The organism is Salsipaludibacter albus (assembly GCF_019798055.1).
GTDB classification, from domain to species: domain Bacteria; phylum Actinomycetota; class Nitriliruptoria; order Nitriliruptorales; family Nitriliruptoraceae; genus Salsipaludibacter; species Salsipaludibacter albus.
This window is the reverse complement of sequence record NZ_JAHOPH010000029.1, coordinates 15,964-34,340: the sequence shown is the minus strand read 5'-3', so window position 1 is coordinate 34,340 and position 18,377 is coordinate 15,964. Positions and strand designations below refer to the sequence as shown.

General features: G+C 73.0%; 18 protein-coding genes and 3 pseudogenes. 3 read left to right on the top strand and 18 right to left on the bottom strand.

From position 1 onward, the window contains the following. Window positions 1-25: 25 nt before the first annotated feature. The 18 genes and pseudogenes from KR546_RS19795 to KR546_RS15005 all read right to left on the bottom strand — a co-directional run bounded on the left by KR546_RS19795 (window position 26) and on the right by KR546_RS15005 (window position 16,207). Window positions 26-499 (bottom strand): arginine repressor, encoded by a 474-nt coding sequence (locus tag KR546_RS19795; RefSeq protein ID WP_238445545.1) that lies wholly within the window; start codon window positions 497-499, stop codon window positions 26-28. After that, the gene (gene argF / locus KR546_RS15080) at window positions 496-1,467 is read right to left on the bottom strand and encodes an ornithine carbamoyltransferase (protein WP_274388165.1); all 972 of its coding nucleotides are present in this window, start codon (window positions 1,465-1,467) and stop codon (window positions 496-498) included. The genes KR546_RS19795 and argF overlap by 4 nt, the downstream gene beginning before the upstream one ends. Window positions 1,468-1,530: 63 nt before the next feature. Further along, complete coding sequence (locus tag KR546_RS15075; RefSeq protein WP_238445544.1) at window positions 1,531-2,772, bottom strand: acetylornithine transaminase; 1,242 nt, start codon at window positions 2,770-2,772, stop codon at window positions 1,531-1,533. A 212-nt stretch (window positions 2,773-2,984) separates the two neighbouring features. After that, window positions 2,985-3,899: pseudogene (gene argB / locus KR546_RS15070) on the bottom strand (acetylglutamate kinase); the annotation flags it as partial. Further along, window positions 3,896-5,185, bottom strand: coding sequence for a bifunctional glutamate N-acetyltransferase/amino-acid acetyltransferase ArgJ (gene argJ, locus KR546_RS15065; protein WP_238445543.1), 1,290 nt, complete (start codon window positions 5,183-5,185; stop codon window positions 3,896-3,898). The gene argJ and the pseudogene argB, both read right to left, overlap by 4 nt. Next, window positions 5,182-6,204, bottom strand: a complete 1,023-nt coding sequence (gene argC / locus KR546_RS15060) for an N-acetyl-gamma-glutamyl-phosphate reductase (protein WP_238445542.1) — start codon at window positions 6,202-6,204, stop codon at window positions 5,182-5,184. The genes argJ and argC overlap by 4 nt, the downstream gene beginning before the upstream one ends. A 128-nt stretch (window positions 6,205-6,332) precedes the next feature. Beyond that, a complete protein-coding gene (gene arfB, locus KR546_RS15055) occupies window positions 6,333-6,761 on the bottom strand; it encodes an alternative ribosome rescue aminoacyl-tRNA hydrolase ArfB (RefSeq protein ID WP_238445541.1) in 429 nt (142 codons plus the stop codon). Window positions 6,762-6,922: 161 nt separating this feature from the next. Further along, a complete protein-coding gene (gene pheT / locus KR546_RS15050; RefSeq protein ID WP_238445540.1) occupies window positions 6,923-9,418 on the bottom strand; it encodes a phenylalanine--tRNA ligase subunit beta in 2,496 nt (831 codons plus the stop codon). Window positions 9,419-9,504: 86 nt separating this feature from the next. Continuing rightward, window positions 9,505-10,548, bottom strand: a complete 1,044-nt coding sequence (pheS, locus tag KR546_RS15045) for a phenylalanine--tRNA ligase subunit alpha (RefSeq protein WP_238445539.1) — start codon at window positions 10,546-10,548, stop codon at window positions 9,505-9,507. 96 nt (window positions 10,549-10,644) lie between these two features. Then, window positions 10,645-11,355 (bottom strand): SDR family NAD(P)-dependent oxidoreductase, encoded by a 711-nt coding sequence (locus tag KR546_RS15040; RefSeq protein WP_420804258.1) that lies wholly within the window; start codon window positions 11,353-11,355, stop codon window positions 10,645-10,647. A 180-nt stretch (window positions 11,356-11,535) separates the two neighbouring features. After that, window positions 11,536-12,330 (bottom strand): TrmH family RNA methyltransferase, encoded by a 795-nt coding sequence (locus KR546_RS15035; protein ID WP_238445537.1) that lies wholly within the window; start codon window positions 12,328-12,330, stop codon window positions 11,536-11,538. 1 nt (window position 12,331) lies between these two features. Then, window positions 12,332-12,817, bottom strand: a complete 486-nt coding sequence (locus KR546_RS15030; RefSeq protein WP_238445536.1) for a nuclear transport factor 2 family protein — start codon at window positions 12,815-12,817, stop codon at window positions 12,332-12,334. A 303-nt stretch (window positions 12,818-13,120) separates the two neighbouring features. Then, window positions 13,121-13,528: pseudogene (arfC, locus tag KR546_RS20005) on the bottom strand (channel accessory protein ArfC, sunset domain variant); the annotation flags it as partial. A 147-nt stretch (window positions 13,529-13,675) separates the two neighbouring features. After that, window positions 13,676-14,047 (bottom strand): annotated as a pseudogene (gene rplT / locus KR546_RS19970) (50S ribosomal protein L20); the annotation flags it as partial. 10 nt (window positions 14,048-14,057) lie between these two features. Continuing rightward, window positions 14,058-14,252 carry a 50S ribosomal protein L35 gene (gene rpmI, locus KR546_RS15020; RefSeq protein ID WP_238445535.1) on the bottom strand — a complete coding sequence of 65 codons (195 nt, stop codon included), beginning with the start codon at window positions 14,250-14,252 and terminating at the stop codon, window positions 14,058-14,060. Window positions 14,253-14,422: 170 nt separating this feature from the next. Then, window positions 14,423-15,124, bottom strand: coding sequence for a translation initiation factor IF-3 (gene infC, locus KR546_RS15015; protein ID WP_238445534.1), 702 nt, complete (start codon window positions 15,122-15,124; stop codon window positions 14,423-14,425). A 174-nt stretch (window positions 15,125-15,298) separates the two neighbouring features. Continuing rightward, a complete protein-coding gene (locus KR546_RS15010; RefSeq protein ID WP_238445533.1) occupies window positions 15,299-15,829 on the bottom strand; it encodes a hypothetical protein in 531 nt (176 codons plus the stop codon). A 141-nt stretch (window positions 15,830-15,970) separates the two neighbouring features. Then, on the bottom strand, window positions 15,971-16,207 hold the full coding sequence (locus KR546_RS15005; protein WP_238445532.1) for a hypothetical protein: 237 nt from the start codon (window positions 16,205-16,207) through the stop codon (window positions 15,971-15,973). Window positions 16,208-16,471: 264 nt separating this feature from the next. Here KR546_RS15005 and KR546_RS15000 point away from each other — a divergent pair, with 264 nt between their 5' ends. From KR546_RS15000 to KR546_RS14990, 3 genes are all read left to right on the top strand, one after another. Then, window positions 16,472-16,735, top strand: coding sequence for a phosphoribosyl-ATP diphosphatase (locus KR546_RS15000; RefSeq protein ID WP_238445531.1), 264 nt, complete (start codon window positions 16,472-16,474; stop codon window positions 16,733-16,735). A gap of 88 nt (window positions 16,736-16,823) precedes the next feature. Then, window positions 16,824-17,669, top strand: a complete 846-nt coding sequence (gene hisG, locus KR546_RS14995) for an ATP phosphoribosyltransferase (RefSeq protein WP_238445530.1) — start codon at window positions 16,824-16,826, stop codon at window positions 17,667-17,669. Between the two features lie 208 nt (window positions 17,670-17,877). After that, complete coding sequence (locus KR546_RS14990; protein ID WP_238445529.1) at window positions 17,878-18,357, top strand: CHRD domain-containing protein; 480 nt, start codon at window positions 17,878-17,880, stop codon at window positions 18,355-18,357. Window positions 18,358-18,377 lie beyond the last annotated feature (20 nt).

The window sequence follows — 18,377 nt, the reverse complement described above, 5'->3', positions numbered from 1 at the left end:
TATGCGTTGGTCGACATCACCGGGCTCAGTGGCCGAGGTGGGCGCGGATCCGCTGGGCGAGGTCGGCCCCGGCGAGCCCCTCCGCAGCCACGACCAGGACGGTGTCGTCACCCGCGATGGTCGCGATCGCGCCGTCCACGCCGCCCAGGTCGATCGCCGACGCCACCGGGTGCGCGCACGCGGGCGGGGTGCGCAGCACCACCAGGTTCCCGCTGGCGGTGATGTCGACGACGAACTGGCGGATCGTGGCCTCGACGTCCGCCCAGCCCGAGTCGACCAGGTCGGCCCGGACGCGATAGGACTGGCTGCCGTCGACCCCGCGGACCTTGACCGCCTTGAGGTCGTCGAGGTCACGCGACACGGTCGCCTGGTTGCAGGCGATCCCCTCGGCGGCGAGCGCGTCGACCACGTCGGCCTGCGACTGCAGCGCACGAGTCGCCAGCAGGTCCCGCAGCACGCGCTGGCGTTGGACCTTGTCGACCGCCCGCGCATCGCTCACGGTCGTGCCGTCCCACGGCTCGAGCCGTGGCCGGCCCCCAGCAGGTGCGCCAGCAGGGCCTTCTGGGCATGGAGGCGGTTCTCGGCCTGGTCGAAGACCCGCGACGCGGGCCCGTCGATCACCGCCGCGTCGACCTCCTCGCCCCGGTGGGCGGGCAGGCAGTGGAGGAAGATGGCGTCGTCGGCCGCCAGGTCCATCAGGTCGGTGGTGACGCGGAACCCGTCGAACGCGGTGGCCCGCGCCGCGGCCTCGGCCTCCTGGCCCATCGAGGCCCAGACGTCGGTGTAGACCACGTCCGCCCCCTCGACACCGGCTCGGGGATCGGTCGTGGTGGACACCGAGCCCACCTCACCGACCAGGTCCCGGGCGGCGGCGACCACGTCGTCGTCGGGGGCGTAGCCATCCGGATGCACCACCCGGACGTGCATCTCGGCCAGGGCCCCGGCCAGCAGCAGCGAGTGCGCCACGTTGTTGCCGTCGCCGACGTAGGCCAGCGTGCGCCCGGCGAGGTCGCCGAACACCTGGCGCACGGTCTGGAGGTCGGCCAGCGCCTGGCACGGGTGCTCGTGGTCGGACAGCGAGTTGACGATCGGGACGTCGACCGCCGCGGCCATCTCCACCAGGTTGTCGTGGGAGAACGTGCGGATCACGATGCACTGGACGTAGCGGGCCAGCACCCGGGCCACGTCGGACACCGACTCGCGCCCTCCCAGGTTGATCTCGGTGTTCCACATCGGCAGGGTCGCGCCACCCAGTTCGTGGACCCCCACCTCGAACGACGCCCGCGTGCGCAGCGACGGCTTCTCGAAGACCAGCGCGACGGTGCGCCCGTCGAGCACGTCCGCGGTGACCGGCGACCGCCCGGCGGCCAGGGCCGCGTGGCGTGCGAGCCGGAGGTCGTCGGCGCGGTCGAGGATCGCCTCGAGGTCGGCGGGGGTGGCGTCCGCCACGGACAGGAAGTCCTGCATCGTCAGCTCCAGCTCGTCGGTGCAACGGTGAGTCGGTCCTCCCGGCATCCAGGACCGGGGGCGTCAGGCGTCGTGGGTCGCCAGGGCGGTGTCCAGCGCCTGGGTCAGGGTCGTGATGGCGGTCGCGATCTCGGCGTTGGAGACCGTCAGCGGCGGTGCCATCCGGACCACGTCGTCGGCGACCGCGTTCACGATCAGTCCACCCTCCTCGGCGGCCTGCTCGACGTGGCGCGCCACCGGTGCGGTCAGCTCGACCCCCAGCAGCAGGCCTCGGCCGCGCCAGCCGGCGACCAGGTCGTGGCGCTGCGCCAGGCCGTCCAGCGCCCCGGTGAGGCGGCGCGAGCGGACGTCGGCCGTGGTCAGCAGCCCGTCCCCCTCGATGGTGTCGATCACGGCGTTGGCCGCCGCGGCCGTCACCGGGTTGCCCCCGAAGGTGGTGGCGTGGTCACCCGGCCCGAACACGTCGGCGGCGGCGCCGTGGGCGACACAGGCGCCGATGGGCAGGCCGTTGGCGAGCGCCTTGGCCAGCGTGATGACGTCCGGCACGACGTCGGTGGTCTGGAAGCCGAACCACTCCCCCAGGCGCCCCATGCCGGTCTGGACCTCGTCGACGATCAACAGGGCGTCGTGGGCGTCGCAGGCCGCCCGTGCCGCGGACAGCACGGCCGGGTCGAGCGGACGCACGCCGCCCTCGCCCTGCACCACCTCGAGCATGACGGCGCAGTGCTGGTCGGTGACGGCGGCGGTCAGCGCCTCGGGGTCGTCGAACGGCACGGTGTCGACGTAGCCCAGCAGTGGCGCGAAGGGGGCGTGCTTCTCGGGCTGGCCGGTGGCCTCGAGGGTCGCGAAGGTGCGGCCGTGGAAGGACCGGTCGAGCGTGACCATCCGGACCTTGTCGTCGGCGATGGCCTTGCCGTGGCGGCGGGCCAGCTTGATCGCGGCCTCGTTGGCCGTGGCGCCGCAGTTGGCGAAGAAGGTCCGCGCGTCGTCCCACCCGGTGATGCGCGCGAGTCGCTCGGCCAGGCCCAGCATCGGCTCGGTCAGGAACAGGTTGGAGGTGTGCTGCACCGCGCCGACCTGCTCACGCACCGCGCCGGCGACGGCGGGGTGGGAATGGCCGAGCACCGTGACGGCCAGCCCCCCGAGGAAGTCGAGCCAGCTGTCGCCGTCGGCGTCGAACAGCACGGTCCCCTGGCCACGGACGAACACCGGGGCACGTCGGGCGTAGGTGCCCATGACGTGGGCGGCATCACGCTCGTGGGCGGCCGCGGTCGCGTCGGACAGGTCGGACGACGTGGTGCTCATGGCGTGCTCCCGGGGGTGGAGGCGGACTCGTCGGAGACGTCGGGGGGCGCGGCCGCGCGTTCCGCCCGTCCGGCCTGCTTGCGGTGGGACGGGATGCCGTCGGGCGGTGCGTCGACGCCGGCCGCGGCACGCGTGGTGTCGCGCGGTGACGGGTGCTCGGGGTCGTGGTCGGACGCGAAGGTCAGTCCGGACGCAGTGACGGCACCGCGGCTCACCATCGTGCCGATGCCCTCGTCGGTGAACAGCTCGATCAGGGCGGCGTGGCGCACCCGGCCGTCCAGGAGGTGGGCCTGCGGCACGCCCGCGTCCAGCGCGGCCAGCACGGACCGGACCTTGGGCAGCATCCCGCTGTGCAGGTCGCCGTGGTCGAGCATCTCGCGCAGCCGCTCGGGGGTGACCTGCCCGATGAGGGAGCCCCGGTCGGGGTCGATGCCCTTCTCGGCGTCCCCGAAGTCGAGGTACAGGCCGGGGACGTCGGTCAGGTAGATCAGCTTGGCCGCACCCAGCGCCCCGGCGATCGCCCCCGCGGCCAGGTCGGCGTTGACGTTGTGGTCCACGCCGTGCTCGTCACGGCCGGCCGTGGCGACCACCGGGAGGAACCCGTCGTCCAGCAGGTCGTCGAGGATGGTCGTGTCGACCGACGCGACGTCGCCGACGCGTCCCAGCCTGGTGCCGCCGGGCGAGGTGGCGGGGGTCACGGTCAGCAGCCCGGCGTCCGTGCCGGCCACGCCGACGGCGGGGGCCCCGGCGCGCTCGACCAGCCCGACCAGCTCGGGGTTGACCTCGCCGAGCAGGGCCATGCGCACGACGTCCATCATCGCGTCGTCGGTGATCCGCAGTCCGTCCACGAAGGTGGACTCGATGCCGAGACGGTTGGCCAGGGCCGAGATCTGGGGTCCCCCGCCGTGGACGATCACCGGGCGGAGCCCGACGAAGTGCATCAGGGCGACGTCGGCGGCGAAGGACTGCTTCAGCTCCGCGTCGACCATCGCGTTCCCGCCGTACTTGATCACGACCGTGGACCCGTGGAACTGGGTGATCCACGGCAGCGCCTCGCGCAGCACCGCCGCCTTGTGCTGCGCCGCCGACTCCCGCGTCGTCAAACGGTCCGACTCGAAATCGCTCATGTCGTGTACGCACTGTTGAAGTGGACGTAGTCCTCGGTCAGGTCGCAGGTGAGGAGGGTGGCGGAGGCGCGGCCGAGCTGGAGGTCGATCTCGATGGTGACGGCGTCGCGGTCCATCGCGCGGGCGGCCTGGCCACGATCGAACGACGCGGCGACCCCGAACCGGCACACCGCGATGCCGTTGCAGGTGACCTGGACCCGTGCAGGGTCGAAGTCGGCGTCGGCATTGCCCATCGCCATCAGGATCCGTCCCCAGTTGGGATCCGCACCGTGGATGGCCGCCCGGACCAGGTTGGAGGTGGCGACGCTGCGGGCCAGCGACTCCGCCTGGTCCTCGTCGGTGGCACCGGTGACGGTGATGGCGGCGATGCGACTGGCGCCCTCGCCGTCGGCCACGACCAGCGCCGCGAGGTCGGCGCACACGGCATGCACGCCACGCGCCAGCGCCTGCAGGCCGGGTGGGTCCGGCGCGGTCCCGGTCGCCAGCAGCACCAGCTGGTCGCTGGTGGACTGGTCGCCGTCGACGCTGATCCGGTTGAAGGTCGCGTCCGCAGCGCGTCGGACCAGCTGGCGGGCGACCGCGGCCGGCAGGGGGGCGTCGGTGGCGACCGTGACGAGCAGGGTCGCCATGTTCGGCTCGATCATCCCGACGCCCTTGGCCATCCCGGCGACGACGCACCGTCCACCCGAGTCGTCGGTCACCTCGAACGCGACCTGCTTGGGACCCGAGTCGGTGGTCATCATGGCGGTGGCTGCCCGCAGGCCGCCGTCGTCGGACAGGTCGGCCACGACGGCGGGCACGGCGGCCTCCACCTGCTCGATCGGCAACGGCACGCCGATGACCCCGGTCGACATGACGACGACCTCGTCGGGGTCGATCCCGGCCTCGGCGGCCACGGCGGCCGCGAGCCGGTCGGTGTGGGCGTGGCCGTCCCGGGTCGCCACGTTGGCGTTGCCGGAATTGACCACCACCGCGCGCGCCGTGCCGCGACGGGCGATCTCGTCGGTCCGGACCGCGCTGGAGGCCTTGACCCGGTTGGAGGTGGTGACCGCAGCGACGGTGGCCGGACCACTGGCCAGCACCAGCGCGAGGTCCGGCGCCCCGGACTCCTTGACGCCACTGGTGGCGGCGCCGGCCGCCAGTCCGCCGACCGCGGTCAGCCCCCCGTCGAGCGGGCGCAGGCCGGACCGGTCGTCCGGCCCCCAAGCCCGCAGGGCGGTGCGCTGGGTCGGCCCGAGCGCCAGGGGCTGCGGTGCTCGGGGCTCCGGGGTGGGCGAGCCGGTCACGGGTAGGTCCCGACGGTCGGCAGGCCGGCACGCTCGTCCAGGCCGAGCATCATGTTGGCGTTCTGGACGGCCTGCCCGGCCGCGCCCTTCACGAGGTTGTCGGTGACCGAGGTGAGCGTGGCCCTCCCGGTCCGGTCGTCGACCTCGACCGCGACCTGGGCACTGTTGGACCCCGCCACCGCCTTGGTGACGGGCTGGGTGCCGGCCGGCAGCACCGTCACGAACGGCTCGTCCGCGTAGCGGGTCTCGAGGGCGTCTCGCAGGTCGTCACCCATGACCCCGTCGGCCAGCCGGGCCACCGAGGTGGTCAGCAGGCCACGGACCATCGGCACGAGATGGGGGGTGAACGTGATGGTCGGGCGGTCCACCTCGCCGAGCAGGCCCAGGTGCACCTCGATCTCGCCCGTGTGGCGGTGCCCCGGGACGCCGTAGGCCGTGATGCTGGCCGTGACGTGCGACACGTGCATGCGGTCCGAGACCCCACGCCCCGCACCCGACGTCCCCGACTTGCCGTCCACGACCAGCGTGGACAGGTCCAGCAGCGACGCGACCGGCACCAGCGACAGCAGCGCGGTGGTCACGTAGCACCCGGGATTGGCCACGACCGTGGCGTCGGCGACCCGGTCACGAGCGAACTCGGTCAACCCGTAGACGGCGGGCGTGTCGTCCGGCCGCGGGTGGGCCTGCCCGTAGAAGGTCGCGTAGTCCTCGGCGGGCAGGCGGTGGGCGGCCGACAGGTCCACCACGCGCGTGCCGGCGGCGACGAGGTCCGGGACCAGGTCCAGTGCCGGACCGTCCGGCGTCGCGACGAAGACCAGGTCGAGGCGGCCGAGCGCGTCGACGTCGATCGCGTCGAACCGGCCTCGCCCCTGCAGGTTGGGGAACAGGTCCGCCACCGGCGTCCCGGCCCCGGAATGGGCGGCCAGCGTCTCGACCTCCAGGTCGGGATGGCCGTCCAGGAGCCGCACGAGCTCGGCGCCCCCGTATCCGGAGGCGCCCACGATGCCCACACGTGCCACGGTTGGTTCCTCGTCGTCGCGAGTGCGGATGGTAGACCCACCCCAGCACGAACTGCAAGTTCATGCACGCTCTATGCGAACACCCACGAATCCCCCCGTCCCTGGCACGTGTCGGGTGGTCGTACGGGTTACGCGGGTGGCTGGGGGTTCTGGCGAAGACGCTTGACCTCGCCGCGGTGCCGCTTGTTCTCGACCCGGCGACGCTTGGAGGCCCGGCTGGGACGGGTCCGGCGGCGGCGCTTGGACACGCGCAGCGCGTCGACGAGCCACTCCTTCAGACGCTGGCGCGCCTCCTCGCGGTTGCGGTGCTGGCTCTTGTGCTCGCTCGCCCGCACGATCAGGCAGCCGTCCTTGGTGATCCGGTTGGACAGCTTCTTGCTGATGCGCCGCTTCTCGTCGGGCGTGAAGGCCCGCGAGGCCTCCGGGTACCAGCGCAACTCGACCGCCGAGTCGGTGGTGTTGACGCTCTGGCCACCCGGCCCAGACGACTTGGACGCCCGCATGTCGAGCTCGTAGTCCGGGATGCGGTGATTGGCATCGACGTGCAGCGACGACATGCTCGACCTCCCGGTTGCGTCTCGACACGACCACGGCCCGGCTCCGGGCGCCCCACCAGCCTATGCCCCGGTCGCCGACGCCTGGGTCAGCCGGGCGTGACCGGATCGTGCAACAGTGTGCAGTGTTCCATCACGCTCGGCGGGGGGTCGGCGGGCGGGCGTCACCGGCGCATGCGACCGCCGGCATCGGCGACCGCGGCCTCGACCCCGTCCAGGACCCGGGCCTCGTCGTCACCGGTCAGCGCACGGTCCGCGGCCTGCAACCACAGGCGGGCCGCGATCGACCGGTGGCCCTCCGGCAACGGGTCACCCCGGTAGACGTCGAACACCTTGAGGTCGACCAGCAGCTCGCCGACCGTGTCCCGCACGGCTGCCGCGAGGTCGGCCCAGGCGACCTCGTCGGGGGCCTCGACCGCGACGTCGACGATCATCGTCGGGCGGGTGACCAGGGCCGCGGTGGTGGTCGGCCGGCGGCCGGCGGCCAGGGCACGCAGGAACGGCTCGACGACCAGCTCGCCGACCACGACCGGCTCGGGCAGGTCCCGACGCGCGGCCTCGGTCGGGTGCAGCTGGCCGACGACGCCGACCTCGACCGGCGCCCCGTCACCCGCGCGCACCTGCATCGCCACGGTCCGGTACGGGTGGAGACCCGCGCGCTCGACCGGCACCCGGTCCAGCACGAGCTCGTCCGGCTCGTGGCCCAGGCGGCGCACCACCTCGTCGAACACGGCGAGTGCGTCCTGGGCGCTCCAGGTGACGTCGTCGAGTCGGCCCGGCGCGGTCCGGCGCCCCTGCAGGGCGACCCCGATGGCCTTGGGCTGGGTCGGCAGGAGGCTGTCGTCGGGCAGGCGCCAGCGCCACTCGGCCAGGTCGCCCGGCAGCTCGTCGGCGCCGTCCGGCTCGAGGGCGTCCATCACGTCGTCGAGGGCGTCGCCTGCGGGGCGGAAGATCCGCCCGACCTCGAACACCGCGACCCCCGGACGGGACTGTCCGACGTTGCGGCGGACCACGCCCAGCAGTCCCTCGAGCAGGCTGGGGCGCATCGCGTGGGCGTCCTTGGCCAGGGGGTTGGCCAGCACGACCAGCCCGTCGGACGGCACGGTCCCGGCCAAGTGGTCGTCACCGACGAACGGCCGCGTCACGACCTCGTCCAGGCCGAAGGCGGTCGCGACGGTGCGCAGGTCGCGCTCGGCCTGCTGGTCGGCCCGCAGGCCACCACGCTGCAGGATCGGGGGGAGCTCCGCCGGGATGCGGTCGTAGCCGTGCAGGCGCGCAACCTCCTCGGCGACGTCGGCCATGCGGGTCAGGTCACCACGCCACGACGGCGGCGTCACGACCAGGGCGTCACCGTCCCGCTCGGTGCCGACCGACGCCCGGGCGAGCAGGGCCGCCTGCTCGTCGGCGTCCAGCGACAGTCCGAGGAGCCCGTTGACCCGCGCCGGGTCGACCTCGACGGACGGTCGCCGGTCGACCGGGGCACCTGCCTCGGCCAGGCCGACCGGGGTCGCCGTGCCGATCGCGGCCAGCAGCTCCCAGGCGCGCGCGACGGCGCGACGAGCACCCGCCGGGTCCACCCCGCGCTCGAACCGCAGGGACGCCTCCGACGTCAGCCGCAGGGAACGGGCGGTGTGCCGGATCGTCCCGGGGTCCCACACGGCGGCCTCCAGCACCAGCCGACGGGTCCGCGGCGTGACCTCGGTGGCCTCGCCACCCATCACGCCCGCCAGCCCGACCGGTCCGGCGGCGTCCGCCACCACCAGGTCCCGGGTCGACAGGGCCCGGTCGACGTCGTCGAGCGTGGTGAGGTGCTCCCCCTCGTTCGCCCACCGCACCCGCAGGTCGCCGTCGAGCTCGTCGGCGTCGTAGGCGTGCATCGGCTGGCCCAGCTCCATCATGACGTAGTTGGTGATGTCCACCAGGGGGCTGATGGCGCGCACGCCGACCTGGGCCAGGCGCTGGCGCAGCCACCAGGGCGATGCGTCGGGCACGGTGACGTCGTCGAGGGTCAACGCGACGAAGTGGGTGCAGCCCTCCGGGGCGTCGATGACCACGTCGACCGCGTCGTCGCCAACGTCGGGCAACGACGGGTCGGGGGCCCGCAGGTCGGTGTCGAGCACGGCGGCCAGGTCGCGGGCCGCGCCCAGCACCGACAGCACGTCGCCCCGGGCACCCTTGACCTCGAGGTCGATGACCGGCTCGCCCAGCGGCAGCACGTCGTGGACGTCGACGCCCAGGGGCGTGTCGGGGTCGAGCACCATGATCCCGTCGTGGTCCTCGCCCAGCTGCAGCTCGCGTGCCGAGCACAGCATCCCGTTGGACACGACCCCGCGGAGCTCGCGCGCCTCCAGGGTCATCCCGGGGATCGAGCCGCCGACCCCGGCGTGCACGACGACGTCACCCGTGTCGAAGTTCGACGCGCCACAGACCAGTTCGACGACGTCGTCGCCGTGGGTGATGGTGACCACCCGCAGGCGATCCGCGTCGGGGTGCGGGGCCCACGACTCCACCCGGGCCGTGCTCGTGCCGGTCACGCCGGCGCCGGGCGTGTCGATCGCGTCGACCTCCAGCCCGAACCGGCCCATCGTCTCGGCCAGGTCGGCGACGGGACCGTCGGGCAGGTCCACGAACGTGGCCAGCCAGGAGAGTGGGAGCTTCATCGTGTCCTCGTGAGACGGCGGATCGACGGGAGGTCGGACAGGGGTGGAGCAGGGGACGCGCCTCCCACGCGGGAGGCACGGCCGGCTCAGAAGACGGCGGAGAACCGGGCGTCGCCCTCGTAGAGATCGCGGATGTCGTGCAGGTCGTGGCGCAGCATGGCCACCCGCTCGACGCCGATCCCGAAGGCGAAGCCGGTGAAGCGGTCGGGGTCGACCCCGCACCACGACAGGACGACCGGGTCGACCATGCCCGACCCCAGGATCTCCAGCCACCTCGTGGTGCCGTCGGGGTTGGTGCCCCAGGACACGTCGACCTCGGCGGACGGCTCGGTGAACTCGAACTTCGAGGGCCGCAGGCGGATCTCGCGGTCCTCGCCGAACATCGCCCGGGCGAAGGCCAGCAGCGACCCGTGGAGATGGGCCATGGTGATGCCCTCGCCCACCACGAGGCCCTCGACCTGGGTGAACACCGGCGAGTGGGTCGCGTCGACCGTGTCGTTGCGATAGGTCCGCCCCGGGATCACGATCGCGATCGGCGGTTCCTGGGTACGCATCACCCGGGCCTGCACCGGCGAGGTGTGGGGCCGCAGCACGACCTCCGGCAGGCCGAACTCGTCGGTCCGGCCGTCCTGGAGGTAGATCGTGTCCATGTCCTGGCGGGCCGGGTGGTCGGGCGGGATGTTCATCGCGTCGAAGCAGTAGGCGGCCGACTCGACCTCGGGGCCGTCGGCGACCCGCCAGCCGAGCGCGACGAACGTGTCGACCATGGCCTGCTCGGTCTGGGTGATCAGGTGCGGGCGGCCGGGCGGCACGGCTGCGGGCGGCACGGTGAGGTCGATGCGCTCGTCGACGAGCCGGGCCTCGAGCGCAGCCGCCTCGAGCACGGCCCGACGCTGGTCCAGCGCACCCTCGACCTCGGTCTTGAACGCGTTCAGGGCCTTGCCCAGCACCTTGCGGTCCTCGGGAGCGATCGAGCCCATCGTCTTCTGGACGTCGGCGAGCTCGGACTTGCGGCCCGTGAAGGCGACCCGGACCTCGTCGAGCTCGTCGAGCGTGGTGGCGCCGTCGATGGCGGCCACGGCCCGGGCCTGCAGGTCTTCGAGGTCGGCGACAGCCGTCGATGCGGACACTTCGGACACCTCGTGGGAACGGTGGTCGGCGGGCTCGCAGCGTAACGCCGCGCGGCGACGACCCGCCCGGAGCCGTCCCGAGGCAGTCGCTCCCGGTCAGCGGGTGCGGACCCGTCCCAGTCCGCCGTCGACCCCGAGCACCTGGCCGGTGATCCAGTCGTTGTCGGGATCGAGCAGGAACAGGATCGCGTCGGCGACGTCGGCGGGCTCGCCCAGGCGACCCAGCGCATGCATCGCCCGGGACGTCTCGGCCTGCGTCTCGTTGTCGGTCAGCCGGGCGGTCTGGGGCGTGCGGACCAGTCCGGGCGCCACGGCGTTGCAGCGCAGGCCCCGGCGCCCGTAGGTCGAGGCAGCCGAACGGACCAGGGCGTCGATGCCGCCCTTGGAGGCCGCGATCGCCTCGTGGTTGGCCAGGCCCGTCGTCGCGGCCGCGGTCGACACCAGCACGACGCTGCCGCCGTCGCGCATGGCCGCCCCCGCGGCACGCACCGTGGCGAACGCCGTGGTCAGGTTGGTGCCCACGATCGCGACCCACTCGTCGGGCGTCGTCAGGTGCGCCGGCTTGATGACCACGCTGCCGGCCGCGTTGACAACGCCGTCGAGTCGACCGTGTTCGTCGACGATCTCGTCGAAGACGTCGGAGACCGCGTTGAGGTCACGGGCGTCGAGCTGGCGGGTGTGCGCGCCGACCTCGTCGGCGATCGCCTCCAGCGACGCCATGTCCCGCCCGGCGACCACGACCGTGCCCGGCAGCCGACGTGCCACCTCGCTGCCGATGCCCCCACCTCCACCGATCACCAGCGTCACGCGTGGGGAGGGGCCGGCGTCGCCGGAGCCATCTGGCGAGTCGGGCGACGGGGCTGGGGTGGTCACGGTGGGACCTCTCGGCTGCGGCGGGGACGTCGAGCCGGCGTGTGCCCACCGCACCGCCGAACATCCTGCACGGTATCGCCGTCGACCTGGCCGTCCGGGGTCCGACAGCCGCCCTCAGGAGTCGCCGGGGGGCGAGGTCACGGCGTACAGGGCGACGGCCGTGGCAGCGGCGAGGTTGAGGGACTCGGCCCGGCCGCGGATCGGGACGTACGCGATGCCGTCGACGGCAGACAGGACGTCCGCGGGCAGGCCGTGGGCCTCGGAGCCCATCACCAGCAGGTCCCCGCCCGGGTGTGGGCCGGCGGCCAGCAGGTCGAGGTCGCCGGAGCCGTCCAGGGCCAGCGTGCGCCGTCCGGCGGCGCGGGCGGCGTCGACCACGGCGACCGGGTCGTCCGCCATCGCCAGCTGCAGGTGCGAGACGGACCCCGCGGCCGCACGGACCGCCTTGGGGTTGTGCGGATCGCACGACCCCGTGGTCAACACGACGGCCCGGGCGCCGGCCGCGTCGGCGGTGCGCACGATCGCCCCGACGTTGCCGGGGTCGTTGGCATCGACCAGCAGGACGGTGACGGCGGTGCCGGCCACCGCCTCCGCCGGGGTGCTCCACCGCTGCCGGGCGACCGCGACCATGCCCTGGGGCGACCGGGCGTCGGCGATCCGCTCCAGCACGTGGTCGGCCACCTCCACGACCTCGACCCGGTCGGCGCCGGGCAGCGCGACGACCTCGTCGCGGCGGTCGGCGGTCACGAAGACCGTCTCGGCGAGTCCGTCGGCCAGCACCTCGGCGACCGGGTGCTGTCCCTCCACCAGGTAGGTGCCGCTGGCGTCGCGCCGCTTCTTGGCGGACAGGCCGGCCGCGGCGACGACCCGGTCGTTGCGCACCGACGTGATCGGTTCGGGTCGCCCCATGTCAGGCATCCCCGCCGGGGGCATCGCCCCGCACGGCCAGGACGCGCTCACCCCGGAATCGTCGCGACACGGGGTCCCAGGGGAACACGATCACCACCGTGAACGTGACGGGCTCCCCGGTGGCGGGCCAGCCGGCGAAGGACCCGACCTGTGTGGCGGAGACCCGGGCGACCTCGGTCACGCCCTGGGGGCCGACGGTGATGTCCTGGAGGAAGAAGGCCACGTCGGGGAACGCACCGAGGAACTCGGTGTAGAAGCGCCTGGCACCCTCGTGGCCCTCCCAACGGTGACCCGGCTCGACGTCGCCGCCGACCAGTTCGTAGACGCAGTCCGGCGCGAGCGTCGCGACAAGCCCGTCCAGGTCGCGGGCGTCCTCGGCGATCGAGTGCGCCTTCCACAGCGCCAGGATCTCGTCGTAGTCCCCGGTGTCCAACCGCGCCTGCAGCTGGTCACGCACCCGCGGGTGCACGGCGGGTCCGGATTCCATGGCGACGTCCTCGGAGTCGGTGGGTCCACGAGCCTAGGCCCGGCCACCCTGCCCCGAATCCGGACCACGCCGCACGACGGTGTGCCGACCACGTGCCCCCGCGCACGAGAAGCGCACACCATCCCCGCCACGACCCCCGACTTCGGGCCACGCCGCACGATGGTGTGCCGACCACGTGCCCCCGCGCACGAGAAGCGCACACCATCCCGGCGACGGCCCTCGACAGTTCCCCTGGACCCGCTGACACGAACGACGCCCACCACCCGCGTGGGGTGGTGGGCGTCGGGTCGGACGTGGTCGGTCCTACTCGTCCTCGGACTCGTCTGGCGCGTCCTCGGGCTCGACGACCTCGACGTCGTCGTCCGCGGCGGCCTCGTGGTCCCAGCGCTCGAAGCCGGCCGCGTCGGCAGCCTGCTCGGTCTCGAACCAGACCTCGGCCTTGGTGCGGTCGTAGTAGGGCGACTCCTCGGTGTGGTAGAGCATGGAGTCGGCGTTGCCCTTGACGGTCCAGCCCTCGGGACCGGCGCCGTCGTCGTCCGCGGCGGCCGAGCCCTCGCCGTACGGCGTGGCGTCCTCGTCGTCCAACTCGCCGTCGGCGTCGCTGTCGACGGGCTCGTCCTCGGCATCGCCTGCCTCGTCGACGACCTCGTCGGCCTCGTCGGCCTCGTCGGTCTCGTTCGCGGCCTTCTCCGCCGCCGACTCGACCTCCTCGTCGGGGGTCGGGGAGTCGTCGGTGTCGGTGTCACCCACCGACTGTGCGACGTCGGCCGAGGTCTGGACCCCGGCGTCGTCACCGGTGTCGGCCGACGACCCGTTGCTCGACGAACCGTTGGTCGAGGCACGACGCGCCGCACCCTCGGTCCCGTCCGCCTCGACGCCCAGGGCGTCCTTGGCGACCAGCACCAGGGCGGTGAAGCCCTCCGGCTCGCGCACGGCCATGTCAGCGAGGATCTTGCGGTCGACCTCGACCTCCGCGAGCTTGAGCCCGTGCATGAAGCGCGAGTAGCTCAGGCCGTCCATGCGGGCCGCGGCGTTGATCCGCGTGATCCACAGACGACGGAAGTCCCCCTTGCGGGCGCGCCGGTCGCGGTACGCGTACCGCTCGGCGTGCATGACGGCTTCCTTGGCCACCTTGAACCGGCGGCTGCGTGCACCGCGGAAGCCCTTGGCGCGGTCCATGACCGACTTGTGCTTCTTCTTGGCGTGAACGCCACCCTTGACACGTGCCATGACTGGCTCCTTACTTGTTCAGCAGCCGCTTGACGCGCTTGGCGTCGGGCTTGGCGACCTCGGTCTGGCCCTTCAGGCGGCGCTTGCGCGAGGCGGACTTCTTCTCGAGGATGTGGGCGCGGTTCTTCTGCTTCGTCATCACCTTGCCGTTCTTGGTGACGCGGAAGCGCTTCTTGGCACCGCTGTGGGTCTTCTGCTTTGGCATGGTGGCCTCCTGGGTGGCAGGCGGACGGATCGGGATCTGTGTGGTGCGGGTCGTTCGCCGGGCAGGCCGACGTCGGGGCCCCGAGGGGCCGCTCGCGGCGTGTTCGGTTCGTGCCCCGGCAGGCGGGGTCTCGGGCTCGGGTCCTGGGCGACGGTCGCCGACCCGGTGGGTCAGGCCTTCGCGCCCTCGGCCGACTTGTCGCGGATCGGGGCGAGCACCATGACCATGTTGCGGCCGTCGACCTTGGGGTAGGCCTCGACCGTGGCCAGCTGCTCCATGTCCTCGGCCAGCCGGTCCAGCAGGTTGCGTCCCAGCTCGGTGTGGGTCATCTCCCGGCCGCGGAACATGATCGTCGCGCGGACCTTGGAGCCGTCCTCGAGGAAGCGCCGGACGTGGCCGGACTTCGTCCCGTAGTCGTTGTCGGAGATCTTGGGGCGCATCTTGATCTCCTTGACCGTGATCTGGCTCTGCTTCTTGCGGGCTTCCTTCTCCTTCTGGTCCTGCTCGTAGCGATGCTTGCCGTAGTCCATGATGCGGCAGACGGGCGGGTCGGCCTGTGGTGCGACCTCGACCAGGTCGAGGTCCAGCTCACGGGCCTGGCGGAGGGCAGAAGCCAGCTGGACGATGCCGACCTGCTCACCGGCGGCGTCGATCAGGCGGACGCGCGGTTCCTTGATGTCGGCGTTGAGACGGTGCGGTTGCTCGATGGTGGTGTCTCCCGGTGCGTGGGTGGAGGTCGTTGGGCGGCGGGCACCGGCGCATCGCTCGTGGCGAACGTCGCCGACACGGAAACGGGCGACCCCGTGGGGTCGCCCAGACAGTTCCCACGCCCTGCCAGCCGCCGACCCCGTGGAGTCGACGACGCCTGGCACGGCGTCGGGTGTGGTGTGCGACCCGGGGAGGGTTGCCCCTGCCGGGTGGGACCGGGCGGCCTCGCGACCGTGGTCCACTTCGACCTGTGTTGTTGTGTCGAGGAGTGTAGCGCACGGCGCACGGGCGACGTGCGCAGTGATGACCGGACGACCACGTCGTCTCGGCCGGCGAGGTCAGCGACCCGGGATCCACAGCTTGTCGAGCGGCGAGTTCCCGCCGGGCTGTTGGCCGCGCTGCTGTGCCCCGGGCTGCTGGCCGCCGGGCGCCTGCCGCGGGGTGGCCTGCTGGTCCGGGGTCGTGGGCTCGGTCGCGTCGTCGGCCCCCGCCCCACCGTCACCGGCGGAGCCACCGAGGTCGTTGGGCTCCTCGCGTCCGGCCTCGGCGACCTCCTTCTCGGCCTCGACCTGGGCCATCTTCAGCTGGGACAGGGCCTCGTCGACCTGGCCGGCAAGATCGCTGGACAGCGCCGGACGCGACTGCTCGACCAACGCCGTGGCGGTGTCCAGCAACAGCCGACCGTCACGTCGACCCAGCTTGATCTGGGCCGCGTTGAGCAGTCCCTGCAGGACCTCCGCGAGGACCTGCTCGACCGGGGCACCACGCATCTGGGCGAGGTACTGGCGCACCTCCTCCTCGGAGGGCTGGCCGGTGGGCTGGCCACCGAGGTCGGCGGCCATGTTCGGGTCGATCGGCATGTCACTCATCGAGTGCTGCTCCAGGCGAGGTCGCGAGTCGGGCTGCGGAGATGTCGAGCACGGGTCCCGGTCCACGCGGACGTGGTCGAGCCGGGCGTGCCGGCCCGGCGACGAGCCGTCCGCACGGCGGCGTGTCCGGGCTCAGCGGGCTCAGTGGTGGGCGTCGGCGCGTGGGATGCTGCCCGGCGAGGCGTCGGCGAACACGCCGACCGCCGCCAGGAAGCCCAGGCCGATGGCCAGGATGGTCCCGGTCCAGTCCGCGTCGGCCTCGGCCTCTGCCGGGTCGCTCTGGGCACCCTCCGTCGCCATGGCCGGCACGGCCAGGGCGAACACGCAGAAGACGCTGGCCAGCAGTGCGGCCAGGGCGAGGGGCAGGCGACGAGTCACGATGGGTTCCTTGGCGTCGGTCGCGCGTCGGCGCGGACTCCGGGCGGCTGGGGGGCGGACTGGGGGCGGACTGGGGGCGCGGTTCACCGGACGAGGACCGGTCGCCGCGCACCGTGCAGCATAGGTGGGAGCCGTCACGGGTGCCATCCGGCAGGACCCGCCGATAGTGTCCGGATCCACCCCTGCCGCCGCGTCGGCGCCGTCGTGACGGCCGGGGCCGCCGACCGGACCGACCACCCGCCCCACGGGCACAGGACTGCACCCATGAAGAGCTTCGACGACCTGTTCGCGGAACTTTCCGACAAGGCACGTACCCGCCCCGAGGGCTCCGGCACGGTCGCGGCGCTCGACCAGGGCGTCCACGCCATCGGCAAGAAGGTCGTCGAGGAAGCCGCCGAGGCCTGGATGGCGGCCGAGCACGAGGGGACCGACCGGACCGCCGAGGAGATCAGCCAACTGCTCTACCACGTCCAGGTCCTCATGCTGGCCGTCGGACTGACGACCGACGACGTCTACGCTCACCTGTAGACGGGCCCGACCCGACCGACCCCCGCGCTGCGGCGACGTGCACCCCGGCCGCGCGTGGTCCCTCACCGCCACCCGCCACGGAAGACCCATGCTGCGTGTCGCCCTGCCCCACAAGGGGACCCTGTCCGACGCCTCCATCGACATGCTGCGGGAGGCCGGCTACCGGCAACGCCGGGACCGTCGTGATCTCGTCCAGGTCGACCCGGACCTCGACGTGGAGTTCTTCTACCTCCGCCCGCGTGACATCGCGACCTACGTCGGCACCGGGGCGCTGGATGCCGGGATCACCGGGCGGGACCTGCTCCTGGACTCCGAGGCCGCCGCCCACGAGGTCCTGCCGCTGGGCTTCGGGCGCTCGACGTTCCGCTACGCCGCCCGGCCGGGGACCGTCGAGGGCGTGGCCGACCTCGACGGGCGTCGGATCGCCACGTCCTACGTCGGGCTGGTGCGCAGCAACCTCGCGGCCAACGACATCGACGCCGAGCTCATCCACCTCGACGGTTCGGTCGAGACGGCGCCACGCCTGGGCGTGGCCGACGTGGTCGCCGACGTCGTGTCGACCGGCACCACGCTGCGCCAGGCCGGGCTCGAGATCGTGGGCGAACCGATCCTGGAGTCCGAGGCCGTGCTGATCGGCAGCGACGGCAACGGCGACAACCCGGCGGTCGACCAGCTGATGCGGCGACTGCAGGGGCTGATCATCGCCCGCCAGTGGGTCATGATGGACTACGACGTGCGGGTCGAGGCCGTCGACGAGGCCTGCGCCCTGACCCCCGGCATCGAGTCCCCGACGGTCTCGCCGCTGCACGACAAGGGCTGGGTCGCGGTCCGGGCCATGGTCGAGCGCGCCCACACCAACTCCATCATGGACGAGCTCTACGGGCTGGGCGCCCGCGGCATCCTCGTCACCGAGATCCTCAGCTGCCGGCTGTAGTCCCCCCGCTGCCCGCAGCGCCTGACTGCATGACGTTCCACCTGGCCACCACCCGGGGCGAACGCCGACGGGCCGCGCCCCCGGCGCGGTTGAACCGGGGCGGGTCGTCGTGCGTAGGGGGTGGGGGTGGCCGGGCCCGGTCGCCCGACGAGCCGTCGGGGCGCGGCCCCACCTTCGCGTCCCGGCGGCGTCACGACAGGGACATCCCATGCGAACACGACTGACGATCGCCGGTGCCGTCCTGGCACTGGCCGCAACCGCGGTGGTGGCTGACGCCGCGCCCCCCGTCCACACCGCCCATCTCACCGGCGCCCAGGAGGTCGCGCCCGTCGACACCGCCGCGCGCGGCCAGTTGATCCTGCGCGAGTCCGCCGACGGGACCAGCATCGACTACCGGCTGATCGTGGCCAACATCGACGACGTCCTGATGGCCCACCTGCACCTCGCGCCCGCCGGCACCAACGGCGGCGTGGTCGTGTGGCTGTACCCGGACGGTCCCCCGCCACAGCTGATCCCCGGCCCGACGAACGGCACGCTCGCCACCGGCACGATCACGGCCGACGACCTGGTCGGCGCCCTCGCCGGGCAGGACCTGGACGCGCTGGTCGACGCCATCGAGGCCGGCAACGTCTACGTCAACGTGCACACGCCCGACCATCCGGGCGGGGAGATCCGCGGCCAGCTCTAGCACCGCGTCCGCGCAGTCCA